This window comes from Streptomyces sp. NPDC054866, assembly GCF_053610745.1.
The window spans coordinates 71,523-85,255 of the sequence record NZ_JBSGZA010000012.1; the positions used below are offsets into that span (position 1 = coordinate 71,523).

Here is a 13,733-nt window from a genome sequence, read left to right on the forward strand (position 1 = left end):
GACAATTCTTTGACTGTCCTGTTCACGGGTCCTTACGGTCAAGATCCACTAAACCGGCCCCACTCGCCCGGATCCACTCACCGGAAGGACAGCCGCCGTGCACATCGCCATCCTCACTTTCGAGGGCTACAACGAACTCGACTCCCTGATCGCGCTCGGTGTGCTCAACCGCATCAAGACCGACGACTGGCGCGTCACCATCGCCACCCCCAGCGCCAAGGTGACCTCGATGAACGGGGTGGTCATCGAGCAGATGTCCTCCCTTGAGGAGGCGTGCGCCGCCGATGCCGTCATCGTCGGCAGCGGCATCGCCACCCGCGAGGTGGTCGAAGACCCGGCGATCATGAACGTCCTTCGCCGCCTGGACCCCTCGCGCCAACTCATCGCGGCACAGTGCTCCGGCGCGCTCGTACTGGCCAAGCTCGGCCTGCTCGACGACGTCCCCGCCTGCACCGACCTGACCACCAAGCCCTGGGTCGTCGCCGCGGGCGTCGAGGTGCTCAACCAGCCCTTCTACGCCAAGGACAACATCGCCACCGCCGGCGGCTGTCTGGCCTCGCACTACCTCGCGGCCTGGATCATCGCCCGCCTCGAGGGCAACGACGCCGCCGAGAGCGCGCTGCACTACGTCGCCCCGGTCGGCGAGAAGGAGGAGTACGTCGAGCGCGCCTGGCGCAACATCACTCCGTACCTGCCCGCTCCCGCACCGGCAATCGTCTGAACGGCAGGACGCCTCGTTCGCGAGGCTCCTATGTGCCTCACGCCACCGGAACGGTGACCTCTCCCGCCGGACCGCTGTCCTCGGGCGACTCCCCCTCCGGGCCGAGCGGGCGCCCCTCCCACACCAGGGCCCGCCAGCCCTCGTCGGGCGAGCCGTCGAGGATCACCACGCCCGTGTTGCGCAGCGGGTGACCCGACGCGTACGCCACGTCGACGTTGTCCGCGCGGGCCGCCACCCATGTACGGATCACGGCGCCGTGGCTGACCATCGCCACCGTCTCCGCTCCCGTCGCGGCCGCCTCGGCGACGACGGCGTCGAAGCGGCCCAGGGCCTCCACGCCATTCTCGCCCCCGGGCATCCGGCGTTCGGTCTCGCCCCCGGCCCAGGCGAAGGCGGTGCCCATGTAGACGGCGGCGGCCTCCTCGTCGCCCCGCATCTCCAGGTCCCCGGCGGCCAGCTCGCGGATCCCGTCCCGGATCCGGGCCTCCAGGCCGGTCGCGGCGGCCAGGGGCGCGGCGGTCAACTGGGTGCGCAGCAGGGTGGAGACGTACAGGGCATCGATCTTCTCCGCCGCCAATGCCTCCGGCACCGCGGCCGCCTGGTCCTGCCCCAGCGGCGTCAGCCCCGGGCCCGGTACCCCGGTGTCCAGGAGGTGCTTGAGGTTGGACGGGGTCTGGCCATGGCGTATGAGCAGCAGGCGCATGCGGGGGACTACCTTCCCTGGGCGGCGACGGAACAATCTCTTCCACTCTGCCACCAGTGCCACGGCCGCAGCGCACGGTCAGCCGGGGGACCTCACTCATCGCCTCGCGTGCATGGTGTCGGTGGGGCCGCGGCCCCGCCGACACCGGCAGTCGTTACGCCGGGGCGATGCGGTAGACGCTGCCGCCTATGTCGAGCACGTACAGCTCGTCATTGCCGCCCTGCACGAAGGAGACGACCTCGCCGCCGTTGACGCCGAGGTCGCTCACGCCGGTCACCTTGCCGTTCTGCATCCGCAGGGCGCGGACGGTGCCGTCGCAGTAGTCGCTGAACACGTACTGGCCCTTGAGGTCCGGGATCGCCTTGCCTCGGTAGACGTATCCGCCGGTCACCGAGCAGCCCAGGCCGTTGCGGTCGTACTCGTGGACAGGCGGCACGTGGTTCGCGGGCTCCGTGCCGTCCCGGAAGGGGTGGGTGCCCTCCATCTGGGACCAGCCGTAGTTCTCGCCGCCCTTGCTGTTCGCCGGGGCCCAGTCGATCTCCTCCCAGGCGCTCTGCCCGACGTCACCGATCAGCAGGTCGCCCGTGCCCGCGTCGAAGGAGAACCGCCACGGGTTGCGCAGCCCGTACGCCCAGATCTCGTCCTTCGCCTTCGGGTCGCCCACGAACGGGTTGTCCGGCGGGATCGCGTACGGCTTGCCGCCTCTCGGGTCGATCCGCAGCAGCTTGCCGAGCAGTGTGTCGAGGTTCTGACCGTTGCCGTGCGGGTCACCGCCCGCGCCGCCGTCGCCGAACGCGATGTAGAGGTAGCCGTCGGGGCCGATCTTGATGTCGCCGCCGTTGTGGTTCGGATAGGGCTGCGTCTGGGTGAGGACGGTGCGCCGGCTGTCGGGCCGGATCTTGCCGTGCCGCACGGCGAACTCGTCCACGGTGCTGGTGCCTTCGAGGTTCGTGTACGAGATGTAGAAGTGCGCGAACTTCTTGTCGAACGCGATGCCCAACAGCCCGCGTTCGCCGTCGGTGTTGGTCTCTTTGGATATGTCGAGGACGGGCTTGCCGAGCCCGTGGCGGTCCAAGACCCGTACGGTTCCCGCTCGTTCGGCCAACCAGACCGTGCCGCCGGGTCCTGCGGTCCCGGCGGTCGGATTCGTGGCCGTGGTCACCTTCTTGAGCGCGACCGCCGGAGCCTGCCGCGGGGAGGCGGGCTCGTCGGCGGACGCGGTGGCCAAGGCGAGGGAAGCGACGAGGCAGAGGGTGCCGATGATCGCCGAGCTTCTCGTGCGAACTTTCACCGTGATCCTCCTGGAGGCGGCAAAGCCTGGGTGGGAGCGGTGTGCTACTGGCCACGCATGAGGATACTGGGGCCGGGGTTGCTGGTATAGACCAAGACGCCGCCCAGCTTTGTGTACTTGTAGCCAGAGCCGACGAAGTGTTCCGCGGGGCGAAACTCATCCGCAACGCTCCGCTAACATGATCGAACTCACGACGAGTGCCCTGATCGCTCATACATCACCTGAAAACCGCGCCATCTAGCACGAAGAGTGAGCTATTAACCACAACTAACAAATCGGCCAAAACAATTGATACCTATAGCGTCACGAAATTCTTCGCGAATAAACTTCAGAGCGGTACTCACGGCATGGCGACGGCCACGGGCGATGCTGTGGACCGCGGCGGCCGTGGTGGGCCTCGGATTCCTCGTCGCGCTGGAGATGGCCGCGCGCCACTACGGCGTGGCCGGGCCCATCACCAACCAGGCGCGCGAGGTGATCTTCGCCCCTAAGTCGGGGCCGCTGCTGTACGCCGGCATGGCGTTGATGATGGTGGTGTTCACCTGGCGGCAACGGTTCATCGCGGTGGGGGTCGCGGTCGGGATCGACGTCGTCTTCTTCCTGGTGCGGTGGGCCCTCGACGCCGACATGATGTTCGGCAACGGCGCGTTGTGGGTGATCTTGGGCTGTGCGGTCATAGCCATCACACGCCGCACCGGCAAGGAACGTGTCCTGCTGCTGAAGGGCGTCGGGCTCAGTCTGCTCCTCGTGGCCGGCCGCAAGACGGGCGACACCTGGCTGCTCATCACGTCCAAGACCCGCCCCGCGGTGCTCGATCAGTACGTGGCCACCGCCGATCACGCGCTGGGCAACCCCTCGTGGCTGGTGGGGAGGATGGTCTCGGCGACCGGCCCGGTCGGCGCGCATGTTCTCGACTACGTCTACATCCAGCTCGCGGTGGCCGCGGTCATCGTCGCGCTGTACCAGTTGCGCAATGTGGCGGTCGAGCGCCGCTTCCCCGGCCACCATCTGGTGCGTACGTTTCTGGTCATCGGCCTGCTGGGTCCTGCCATCTACATGATCTTCCCGGTGGTCGGACCGATCTTCACCTACGGGGACGGCGCCTTCGGTACCGGTGGCGAGCAGTGGGCGCTGGCCAACCTCTGGCCGCACACGGTGCCGCCGATCAGCACCCCGCAGTCGATGCCGTTCGACGAGATCACGCCGCGCAACTGCATGCCGAGCCTGCACACGGCGTGGGCGACCACGATCTTCATTCATTCCCGCAAGGGCCCACGGCTTCTGCGATACGCGGGCGTCTTCTGGCTGATAGCCACGCTCGGCGCGACGCTTGGATTCGGCTACCACTACGGCGTGGACATCATCGCCGGTGTGGTCTTCGCGTTCACGATCGACGCGGCGCTGCGCTCGCTCGACCGCGGCTGGGACCGGGCGGGAATCCAGCTGGTCGCTTACGGCACGACGGTTTTCGCGCTTCTCCTCGTGTCGTACCGCTTTTTGCCGATGCACATGGCCAAACACCCGTGGGTGTTCGGACCGCTTCTCGTCCTGGCGATGATCTCCGTGGTCCAGGGCTATGTGCGGACGACCAAACTGTGGGAGCCGAAGGCCGCTCCTGCGCAGCAACCGGAACCCCAACCGGAGATGGTCTGAGGAGTCAGCGGCCGGTGGATCCGTCGATCCGCTCGCGGAGGATGTCGGCGTGGCCGGCGTGCCGGCCGGTCTCTTCAATCATGTGCACCAGGACCCATCGCATCGATGGCGCGGCTCCTCGGCGGGGAGCTCGCGGGGCGGGAAGTGCCAGGTCCGCGCAGGCGTCGATGACGTGGTTCGCTCGCTCGACCGTCGTCCGGTAGTCGGCGAGCACGCGGTCCACGGAGTCCTCCGCGGACGGCCGCATGCTCGCCGGCCAGTCGCCGACCTCCTCACCAAGGAAGTAGAACCGTTCGACGCACGCCAGATGCTTGACCAGCCCGAGAAGGCTGGTGCCCGAGGGCACTCCGCCGGCCCGGACCTCCGGTTCCGGCACGCCCACGACCTTGTCCGCGACCGAGTGCCGCAGATAGTCGAGGAAACCCCGCAAGGTGGCCTTCTCGTCGGCGCCGGTCCGCGGAGGCCCGGTGTCGCGACGTCCGGCGGTCATCCGGCGGTCCCGGAGGTCAGCTGGACGAGCAGGACGTTGTCGATGACGGCGGTCTCACCGGCGGGGCCGGTCGCCCGGCGGTGCGGCATGTCGGCGCGCAGGACGGACCAGTGCGCCGGGTCGAGATCGAGCTCGGCGGCGGTCTCGGTGGGTGTGGGGTAGTGGACGTCGGGGTCCTGGTTCCAGGACCAGGGCGCGGTGGAGCCGTGGTCGACGATCAGCAGGAGACCACCGGGCCGCAGGGCCTTCGCCGCGGTGCGCAGGACTCGGCTGCGGGACAGCCGGAGCGGGGTGTGGAAGTACTGGGCGGATACGAGATCGAAGTGCCCTGCCGGGAAGCTGTCGGCCAGATCGTGCTGTTCGGTGGAGACCCGTTCCGCGAGGCCGAGCTCACCGGCGCGTTCCCGTACCCGTTCGACGGCGGTGGTAGAGATGTCCACGGCGGTGACCTGCCAGCCCCGCTGGGCGAGCCAGATGGCGTCGCCGCCCGCGCCGCAGCCCAGATCCAGCGCGGCGCCGGGGAACAGAGGTGAGGCGGTCTCGGCGAGCAGCGGGTTGACGCGTGCGGCGCCGGGGCGCCGGGAGCGGTAGTGCCGCTCCCAGAACAGCTCCGCGTCCGCATCTGCGCCCGCGTCTGCGGCATCGGCCATGGGTCGTGGGCTTCGGGTGGAATCCATCGGGGTTGCCCCTTCGTCGGCCGGCGTGCCGAGCGCGATTCGATGCGCTCTTCGATGCGTGCTTCGATGCGCGATTCGACGCCGGTGATGTACCGACAGCATCAGCAGCGCCTTGCCCCCTTGCAATAAAAATTGCGGATCCGCAACCATCGGGGCGGGCAACTCCACAGGCGCAGCAAGCCGCGACGCGCGGCCTCTCGGGTTCCCGGCCGGACGACTCAGGCGGTGCGCCGCGGCTTCCTCGCGGCTGTCTTCTTTTCGGCCGTCTTCTTGGCAGTCGACTTTGTACCGGCCGTCTTCTTGCCCGCGGTCTTCTTCGCCGCGGACGTCTTGGCCGTCGTCTTCTTCGCGGCCTTTTTGGCCGCCGTCTTCTTCCGCGGCATCTCGTGGACGGTGGCGTCCTTGCCGGTCTCGCCGCGGGCCGACTTGGCCTTCTGTACGGACTCCTGCAGCGCGTCCATCAGGTCGAGAACCTGCCCGCCCCGCGCCTCCTCCTCGTCCGGCTTGGGCGGCTGCTTCCCCTCAGCCTTCGCCTCGATGACCTGCTCAAGGGCTGCGGTGTAGCGGTCCGTGGCCCAGTCCTGGTCGGCGATGCCGTCCGTGGTCATGGAATCGATGAGGAGGATCGCCCGGTCGATCTCGTCGTCGTCCAGGTCCATCGCCTTGGGAGCCAGCTCCTCGGGATCACGGACTTCGTCGTCCCACTTCATGGCGTGCAGCAGGATCACGTCGTCCTGCACGCGCAGCAGGCCGAGCCGCTCACGCCCGTGCCACGCGAACTTGGCGACGGCGGCCTTGCTGTTCCGTTCGAGGGCCTTGCGAAGGAGCGTGTAGGGCTTGTTCGCCACCTGCCCGTCGGCCTGGAGGTAGTACCCCTCGCCGATCCGGATCGGATCGATCGATTCATAGGGCACGAATCCGGCGATCTCAATCGCCTTCGCGGTCGGGAGCGGCATCTCGTCGAGCTCGTCGTCGGTGACCGCGACGATCGTGTCCTTGCTGACCTCGAAGCCCTTGCCGATCTCGGCGTTCGTGAGCTGCTTGCCGTCAAGGTCACAGATCTTCCGCGTGCGGACCCGGCCCATGTCCTCGAGGTGGTACTGGTGAAAGCTGATGCTGTGGTTCTCGGTGGCAGGCAGAACCTTGATCGGGATCGTGACCAGGCCGAAAGAGATCGCGCCGGACCAGACGGGTCGGGGCATGCGGTACCTCCGTGACAGCCCCGAGAACACCAGACTAGGAGTGACTCCTGCCGACGGCATGCGGAGCGCACCCGAAGTCATTACGGTGAGCGATCTTGAGGTCGTTGATCTTGGGCACCCGGAGACAAGTGATCTTCGTAGTCGCCCTCCGTAAGGGAGTCCAATGACCGCACCTTCGCGCCCGGTTCGACGCATGGACCATGGGCGGCGCTTCGATCTGCGCGCGACCGCCTTGTTCTTCGCCCTGCTGGCGATCATCCTGTGCGTCCTGGTGTTCGTGGTCCGCACCGCGGCGAGCATCGTCGAAAGCCGCCCGGTGTGGGCCGGCTCCCTCATCGTGGTGGGCATCGCGGCCGCGCCCCTGTGCCGCGCCAGATGGCGCCGCTTCTCCGCCGCGAGGTACGCGCGTCGTGCCGCCGAGGCGCTGGAAGAGGCCGCCGAAAGGGCCTCCGCCGCACGGGAGTTGGACGGCGAAGAAGGTGAGGAGGGTGAGGAGGCCACCGCCGTCCTCGACACTGCGGACGACTACGCCGAACTCGACCCCTACGGTTTCGAGCACGCCATAGCCGACCTGTGCGCCCGCGACGACTGCCGGGAGGTGGAAGTGGTGGGAGGCGCCCGCGACTTGGGCGCGGACGTCATGGCGGTCACCTCCGAGGGGCTCCGCGTCGTCATCCAGTGCAAGCGTTACGGTGACGACAACAAGGTCGGCTCACAGGACCTCCAGCGCTTCGGCGGGACATGCTTCACCGTCCACGACGCCGACATCGCGGCGCTCGTCACGACGAGCGACTTCACCACTCCCGCCCTCGAGTACGCGCAACAGTGCGGCATCGTGTGCGTGAACGGCGAAGACCTGCACGCCTGGCTCGATGGCACCGGCCCAAGCCCCTGGGAGGGAGCGGGCGTCGAGGCCTGAACGGGAAGAAGCATGCCGACCTGCTCCGCATCGACGCTCGGCGCAGCCTCACCTTGCTCAGCGCACCTTCCCCTGCTCAGCGCAGCTTCACCTTGCTCAGCGCGGCAACGCCCAGCGCCGCGAGGGCGATCTGGATGAGCCATTCGATCCAGTCCACGCCGTCGGTGTTCGCCACGTCCAGACCCGCCGCGATGGCCGTCCCGACCAACGCCGCCACAATGCCGACGACGAGTGTCCAGAGAATGCCGATGCGCTGTCGTCCGGGAACGACGATTCGCCCCAGAATCCCGATGACAATTCCGATCACCACAGCACTGATGAGGCCCGAAATCTCCATGATTTCCCCTTGGTCGGCATCCTGTCGCCACCCGAGTGCCCGTGGGCAGGGCGAATAGGCACCGCTCCCCCGCCACGCCCCACCACGTCACGCCACGGCGTCAGCGGTAGCCCACTCTGTCCAGGCGTCTGAGCACGGGCGAGGCCGCGGCCCCGTGCAGCATCACCGAGAGCAGGACGATGAACGTCACCACCGCCCACAACTCCTCCTGGAACGCCTTGAGATCCCCCTCTCCCAGCGCGTACGCGAGGTAGAAGACGGACCCGATCCCCCTGATGCCGAAGAAGGAGGTCACCACGCGTTCCCTCGGCGTCGTCCTCCCCCGCAGCTGGGCGATCCAGCCGGTGAGCGGGCGGATCACGAGCAGCACCAGGACAGCCGTCACCGCGCTGCCCCAGGAGAGTGCGGAAAGCCCGCCGCAGGCGATGAACCCGCCGATGAGGAGCAGCACACCGGCCGTGAGGAGCCTCTCCACCTGCTCCATGAAGGCGTGCATCACCCGTTGGTAGCCGTGAGCGCGTTCGGCGGCCCGGATCGCGCAGGCCGTCGTGAACACGGCGAGGAAGCCGTAGCCGTGCAGCACTTCCGTGAGGCCGTACGAGATGAAGGTCGCCGCAAGCGCGACGAACCCTTCCCTGTGCTCGGAAAGCCGGAGCGCTTCCCAGCCGGCCCGGAAGAACATCCAGCCGAGCAGTCGGCCGACCAGCAGGCCGACCGCCACCCCGACCGTGACGCGTACGATCACGTCGCTCCACAGCCAGTGGCCCACCCAGGCGCCGGACCAGCCCGTCTCCGAGGCCGCGAACATGGCGAGGGCAGCCAGGACCAGCGGGAAGGCGAGTCCGTCGTTGAGGCCTGCTTCCCCGGTGAGGGCGAAGCGCACCTCGTCCTCGTCGTTCTCGGCGTCGGTCGGCTCACCGACCCGTACCTCCGCCGCCAGCACGGGGTCGGTGGGGGCGAGCACGGCGCCCAGGAGCAGGGCGACGGCCGGCGGCCAGCCCACGAGGCCCCAGGCGACGAGGGCGGTGACCACGACAGTGAGGGGCATCGTGATGCCCAGGAGGCGCCATGCGGTGGCCCAGGAGCGTCGGCCGAACGGCCGGTTGATCGCGAGACCCGCGCCCATCAGGGCCACGATGACGCAGACCTCGGTGAGGTGCTCCAGCCACGCCCTGTGCTGATAGGGGTCGAGGTCGGGAAGCCCGGTCGGCAGCAGGTAGACGAGGAAGCCGACGGCCAGGAAGACCATCGGCATCGACATCGGCTGTCGCGCCACCAGTCTGGGCAGCACCGCGGCGAGCAGGGCGCCGATCCCCATGCAGGCGTAGCCGACGTCCGCAGCACTCACGTCCATCTACGGGCACCCGTCCTCGTGGTCATCTCCTGTCCCTCCGACGCCTGCCCCACTTGGGCCTTGCCGTATGCCGTATGTCGTCCGTCGTCCGGTGAAGGACGTCAGGGTGCCGGGTAGGGCTGTCGGCCGAGCAGCTCGGCCAGGTGGAAGGCGTTGACGGCGAGGGCGTGCGTGGCGGAGGCGACGGCCTCGGGGGTCTCGTCCAGGTCCTGGTAGTCGGTGCCCTGTTTCGCCTCTCCCACCCAGTACGTGACCGCGTGGGGCGCCAGCGAGAAGCCGAGGTCGTTGCAGGCCTGGAAGACGTCCGCGCTCACGTTGTGCGCGCCGTCCTCGTTGCCGACCACGGCCACCGCCGCGACCTTCCCGTACATCAGGGGCCGGCCCGCGTCGTCGGTCTCCGACATGTCCGCGTTCAGACGCTCAAGAACCCGCTGGCAGACGCTCGACGGGTGGCCCAGCCAGATCGGCGTGGCCAGCAGCAGGATGTCGGCGCCAAGCACTTTCTCGCGCAGGGCGGGCCAGGCGTCACCACTGCCCAGGTCGACGGCGACACCGGCGTGGATGTCGTGGTCGGCCACCCGGACCGTCTCGACCTCGACGCCCAGCTTTTCGAATTCGGCCATGACCTGATCGGAGAGTGTGTGGCTGCTGGATGAGGTGGGCGAGGAATTCAGGGTGCATACCAAGGACAGCGCGCGCATACGTGAGCTCCATTCGTCAGCGGCGGGGGGCGTATCCCCTGGGAGGCGTTCCCGATTGGATCAAACCTAATCAAGCACCTGCGATACGGAATCGCGTGCAAGGGCTCCATGTTTTCGTCGCCGCTCACAGGGAAACCGGTAGTCGACAAGCTGTGCAGCAGTTAACGAACTACTGACGACGAGCAAGTGAGCAAGTAAGCAAGTGAAGACGTTCTCAGGAGGTCCGTCATGCTGAAGGCCATTGCAGATGTACTCCGAGCCATCGGTGGAGCCATTGCCACGGTGGTCACGCTTCCCTTCCGCGCCCTCGCGCGGCTCTTCGGCGGGGCTTCCTCAAGCGCCCACGGCCACCACTGACCGCAGGGCCCAGTCACGCCTCTTGGTCGACGTGCCGTTGGAGCACGTCGCAGGCGTGCTGGAACTCCTCCATGAGCCGCGTGGACTCCACGACAAGGACCCCGTACGGACGGGCCGGGTCGGCCAGCGGAAGGCCGGCCCGGCTCACTCCGTCGGTCACGTTCCGGCAGCAGCCCTGGGCCTCATCGGCCAGCCGGCACAGCTGGCGGGCCTGCTCGGTGAGGGAGTCCTCGTCCAGCTCGCCGAGCACCTGGCCGATGTTCGCGAGGGATTCGAGGAAGTCGGCGTAGCTTTCGAGGAAGGCCCGGTCGTCGTGCCGGCTCCCTTCCTCTTCCTGCCACTGGTGCAGGCTCCGCGTCAGTGACGCCACTTGGTACAGCGAGCGTTCGAGGGCTCCGAGCACCGCTCCGTACCCCTCGAACGAGGCCCGGCCCCGGTGCCTGCCCAGCAGTCGGCGAGGGTTGAAGTAGAGGCTCTCCTCGGCCGTACGGAAACCCTCCCGCGCCTGCGTGATCAGGCCTCCGGTCTGCTCGGCACGCCTGCGCCACTGCCGGCAGCGCTCCTCGTCCAACTCGCCCTCGCGCAGCACCGGATGCATGTCGCTCACCAGCTCGCCCAGAGCGGTGGACAGCGAGCGGATCCCGTACTCGGCGCTGCGGTAGCGCATCGGCGGGGCCACCGTGATGTTGACGACGACGCCGATGGCGCAGCCGATGAGGACCAGCAGGATGATCTGCCCGAGCTGCGTGATCTTCTCGGTGGCGGAGGTGGCGGCGGCATAGGTGGAGAAGGCGAAGAACGCCGCGGTGGCGACCTGCGGTCCTTGCGCACCGAGCGGGGGCCACCGTCCGATGGACAGACCCACCAGCGCGACCAGTACGAAGGTGAGCAGGTCGGGGCCGCCCAGGAACCCCAGGCCCGCCACCATGGCCACGCCGACCGCCACCGCCCCCAGGTAGCGCAGCGACTGCAGCAGCGACTGGTACACCGTCACCTGCATGATGAGCACCGCGGAGAACGGCGCGAACGCCGGTGACGGCGCGTCGAGCGCGTAGTACGACACCACCCAGGCCAGAGTCGCCGCCAACGTGCTCTTGAGGACCAGAAGCAGGGTGTGGCGCTCGTAGCCCGGTGTTTCCCAGGCCCGCCGCCACCATTGGCGCACACGGTCGAACCACCCCTGGGCCGCGGTTTCCGTCCGCTGCCCTCCGCCCTTGCCGGCCATGCACCGACTCCGTTCCGTCCAGCAGGTGATCGAGTTCAGCCTGCTACCCGGAGGAGCCGTCCGCATGCGGACCTCGGGCCGCGAGAGGGCCCGGGGACCCGGGGGGGCACGTCAAGGAAAGCCGTTACCCGTGCAAACGCCAGGATGATCGCGCTTGCGAGGGGCGGCCGACGCCCTTGCGCCTACCAGTAATGCTTTCGCCCGCCCACCGCGTGACCGACAGAACCGAGAAGCCACAGGACCACGCCTACGACGACGAGGATGACGCCGATGGTCCACAGGATGGAGATCCCGGCCAATAGGCCGATGATGAGCAGGATGATTCCGAGTGCGATCATTTCGCCTCCGACCCTCAGAATTATTTCAAGTATGCGCCTTTTGAATGCCGACGCCAGCCTCAGCCGCCAGTCCCGTTGAGCCCGTTGAGTTCCCTTGAGTCCCGTCGAGCGGCCCGGCAATATCCGACCGGCGCGCAATTCGGGCACTGAGGTGACGGTGCGTGATGCCAGGCGACCCAACCGTGCATCCACATCCGTGCCGATCTTGTGCATCTTTGCAGTCCGCGGCGTCGAACCCGGACGAGACCGCCCATCTTGCTGGGTGGCGCCTGCCGTCGGCGTGATAACACGGAGTGATCAAATCCGAAGGAGACGACGCGACATCATGGGTATCTTCAGCCGTCGCCAGACCCCGACCCTCGAGCCGATACCGGCGGTCGGCCGCAGCACGCCCTTCTCGGCAGCCGCCGGTGCCGCACTCGACCCGGCACTCCGCGCGCTGACCGGGGAGTGGACCATCGACCGCCCGCACAGCCGCATCGGATTCTCCGTGCGGCACGCGATGGTCACGACGGTGCGAGGTGCCTTCGGGGACTACGACAGCACGCTGTACTTCGACGGTGCCCGGCCCTCCGAATCGCGGGCCGAGATCGTCATCCGGGTCGACAGCGTCGACACGGGCGTGGAACAGCGGGACGCCCACCTCGTCGGCGGCGACTTCTTCGACGCGCGCCGCCACCCGGAGATGTCGTTCCGCAGCACCTCCACGGTCCATGAGGGCGGGGAGACCTTCCGGATGGCCGGGGAGCTGACCATCCGCGGCGTCGCCCGACCCGTGGAGCTCCAGCTCGACTACCTCGGCTCGGTCGTGGACCCGTTCGGCTTCGAGAGGGCCGGCTTCGACGGCACCACCACCATCGACCGCACCGACTGGGGCCTGGTCTACAACCAGCGTCTGGAGACGGGCGGCGCCATGGTGAGCGAGAAGGTCCGGCTGCAGTTCGACATCTCCGCGATCCGGGCCACGGCGCTGGAGTAGCACTCGGCGCAGGGCCGCGCGGCGGGAGCTGGTGCTGCCCGCCCCCGGAAGCTGGTGCCGTAGTCGGCGGGACCAGCAGACCCTCCTGTGTGCTTGTCCCCCTTAGCGGCACCGCACTACCTTGGCGCTGTGGATCTCTTCTCACACTCTTGGACGGCCTTGCGCACGGCGGTCGCCGAACTCCCCGACGAGGCCTTCGCGCAGCCGTCCGGCTGCACCGGCTGGCTTGTACGGGACCTGGTGTGCCACCTGGTCATCGACTCCCAGGACGTCCTGATCACCCTCGCGACCCCCGCCGACGCGGAGCCGACCCGCGACGCGCTGACCTACTGGGACGTCACCGCGGCGCCGCCGACCGGCGAGGACCCGCTCGACGCGCTGACCGTCCGGCTCGCCGCCGCGTACGAGGAGCCGTGGCTGCTCAAGTTCCACCTCGACGACGTCGGTTCGGCCGCGGGCCGCGCCGCCGGACTCGCCGACCCCGGCGCCCGGGTAAGCACCCGCGACGAGGTCCTCACCACGGGCGACTACCTCACCACGTACGTCATGGAATGGACGCTGCACCACCTCGACCTGATCGCGCACCTCCCGGACGTGGCCGGACCGCCCGCCGAGGGGCTCGCCCGGAGCCGGGAGATGCTGGAGAAGATCGCCGGCGCCGCCTTCCCCGCGTCGTTCTCCGACACGGACGCGCTGCTGGTCGGCACCGGGCGGCGCGCCCCGACCGACGCGGAGAAGGGCGAACTGGGCGGCTTGGCCGCGAAACTCCCGCTCGTCCTCGGCTGA

Annotated in this window: 16 protein-coding genes; 6 read left to right on the forward strand and 10 right to left on the reverse strand. The window is 68.4% G+C overall.

Annotation, left to right across the window (positions count from 1 at the left end; all coding sequences use genetic code 11):
• Window positions 1-97 precede the first annotated feature (97 nt).
• Window positions 98-721, forward strand: a complete 624-nt coding sequence (locus tag ACWGI2_RS39285; protein ID WP_453700715.1) for a DJ-1/PfpI family protein — start codon at window positions 98-100, stop codon at window positions 719-721.
• A gap of 37 nt (window positions 722-758) precedes the next feature.
• Here ACWGI2_RS39285 and ACWGI2_RS39290 read toward each other — a convergent pair whose 3' ends face one another.
• Window positions 759-1,424, reverse strand: a complete 666-nt coding sequence (locus tag ACWGI2_RS39290; RefSeq protein ID WP_453700717.1) for a histidine phosphatase family protein — start codon at window positions 1,422-1,424, stop codon at window positions 759-761.
• Between the two features lie 154 nt (window positions 1,425-1,578).
• Window positions 1,579-2,715 (reverse strand): PQQ-dependent sugar dehydrogenase, encoded by a 1,137-nt coding sequence (locus ACWGI2_RS39295; RefSeq protein WP_453700719.1) that lies wholly within the window; start codon window positions 2,713-2,715, stop codon window positions 1,579-1,581.
• Window positions 2,716-3,081: 366 nt separating this feature from the next.
• On the opposite strand from ACWGI2_RS39295, the gene ACWGI2_RS39300 reads away from it, so the two are divergent.
• Complete coding sequence (locus ACWGI2_RS39300; RefSeq protein ID WP_453700720.1) at window positions 3,082-4,368, forward strand: phosphatase PAP2 family protein; 1,287 nt, start codon at window positions 3,082-3,084, stop codon at window positions 4,366-4,368.
• A gap of 4 nt (window positions 4,369-4,372) precedes the next feature.
• Here the strand turns inward: ACWGI2_RS39300 and ACWGI2_RS39305 are convergent, their stop codons facing one another.
• From ACWGI2_RS39305 to ku, 3 genes are all read right to left on the reverse strand, one after another.
• Window positions 4,373-4,858, reverse strand: a complete 486-nt coding sequence (locus ACWGI2_RS39305) for a DinB family protein (protein WP_453700722.1) — start codon at window positions 4,856-4,858, stop codon at window positions 4,373-4,375.
• The gene (locus ACWGI2_RS39310) at window positions 4,855-5,508 is read right to left on the reverse strand and encodes an SAM-dependent methyltransferase (protein ID WP_453700724.1); all 654 of its coding nucleotides are present in this window, start codon (window positions 5,506-5,508) and stop codon (window positions 4,855-4,857) included. Before ACWGI2_RS39310 ends, ACWGI2_RS39305 begins: the two co-directional genes overlap by 4 nt.
• Before the next feature lie 245 nt (window positions 5,509-5,753).
• Entirely contained in the window at window positions 5,754-6,737 is a 984-nt protein-coding gene (ku, locus tag ACWGI2_RS39315) for a non-homologous end joining protein Ku (RefSeq protein ID WP_453700725.1), read from the reverse strand.
• A gap of 163 nt (window positions 6,738-6,900) precedes the next feature.
• Here ku and ACWGI2_RS39320 point away from each other — a divergent pair, with 163 nt between their 5' ends.
• A complete protein-coding gene (locus ACWGI2_RS39320) occupies window positions 6,901-7,656 on the forward strand; it encodes a restriction endonuclease (RefSeq protein WP_453700727.1) in 756 nt (251 codons plus the stop codon).
• A gap of 76 nt (window positions 7,657-7,732) precedes the next feature.
• Here the strand turns inward: ACWGI2_RS39320 and ACWGI2_RS39325 are convergent, their stop codons facing one another.
• The 3 genes from ACWGI2_RS39325 to ACWGI2_RS39335 form a co-directional block, all read right to left on the reverse strand.
• On the reverse strand, window positions 7,733-7,993 hold the full coding sequence (locus ACWGI2_RS39325; protein ID WP_453700728.1) for a GlsB/YeaQ/YmgE family stress response membrane protein: 261 nt from the start codon (window positions 7,991-7,993) through the stop codon (window positions 7,733-7,735).
• Window positions 7,994-8,093: 100 nt separating this feature from the next.
• Entirely contained in the window at window positions 8,094-9,347 is a 1,254-nt protein-coding gene (locus tag ACWGI2_RS39330) for a cation:proton antiporter (protein WP_453700729.1), read from the reverse strand.
• Window positions 9,348-9,448: 101 nt separating this feature from the next.
• A complete protein-coding gene (locus ACWGI2_RS39335) occupies window positions 9,449-10,048 on the reverse strand; it encodes a flavodoxin family protein (RefSeq protein ID WP_453700731.1) in 600 nt (199 codons plus the stop codon).
• Window positions 10,049-10,276: 228 nt separating this feature from the next.
• Between ACWGI2_RS39335 and ACWGI2_RS39340 the strand changes: the two genes are divergently transcribed.
• Complete coding sequence (locus tag ACWGI2_RS39340) at window positions 10,277-10,405, forward strand: LPFR motif small protein (protein ID WP_272902850.1); 129 nt, start codon at window positions 10,277-10,279, stop codon at window positions 10,403-10,405.
• A gap of 13 nt (window positions 10,406-10,418) precedes the next feature.
• Here ACWGI2_RS39340 and ACWGI2_RS39345 read toward each other — a convergent pair whose 3' ends face one another.
• Window positions 10,419-11,630 carry an FUSC family protein gene (locus ACWGI2_RS39345; RefSeq protein ID WP_453700733.1) on the reverse strand — a complete coding sequence of 404 codons (1,212 nt, stop codon included), beginning with the start codon at window positions 11,628-11,630 and terminating at the stop codon, window positions 10,419-10,421.
• A gap of 182 nt (window positions 11,631-11,812) precedes the next feature.
• On the reverse strand, window positions 11,813-11,968 hold the full coding sequence (locus ACWGI2_RS39350) for a DUF6131 family protein (protein ID WP_453398786.1): 156 nt from the start codon (window positions 11,966-11,968) through the stop codon (window positions 11,813-11,815).
• A gap of 325 nt (window positions 11,969-12,293) precedes the next feature.
• On the opposite strand from ACWGI2_RS39350, the gene ACWGI2_RS39355 reads away from it, so the two are divergent.
• The gene (locus ACWGI2_RS39355; RefSeq protein WP_160509488.1) at window positions 12,294-12,947 is read left to right on the forward strand and encodes a YceI family protein; all 654 of its coding nucleotides are present in this window, start codon (window positions 12,294-12,296) and stop codon (window positions 12,945-12,947) included.
• Window positions 12,948-13,076: 129 nt separating this feature from the next.
• Window positions 13,077-13,733, forward strand: a complete 657-nt coding sequence (locus tag ACWGI2_RS39360; RefSeq protein ID WP_453700734.1) for a maleylpyruvate isomerase N-terminal domain-containing protein — start codon at window positions 13,077-13,079, stop codon at window positions 13,731-13,733.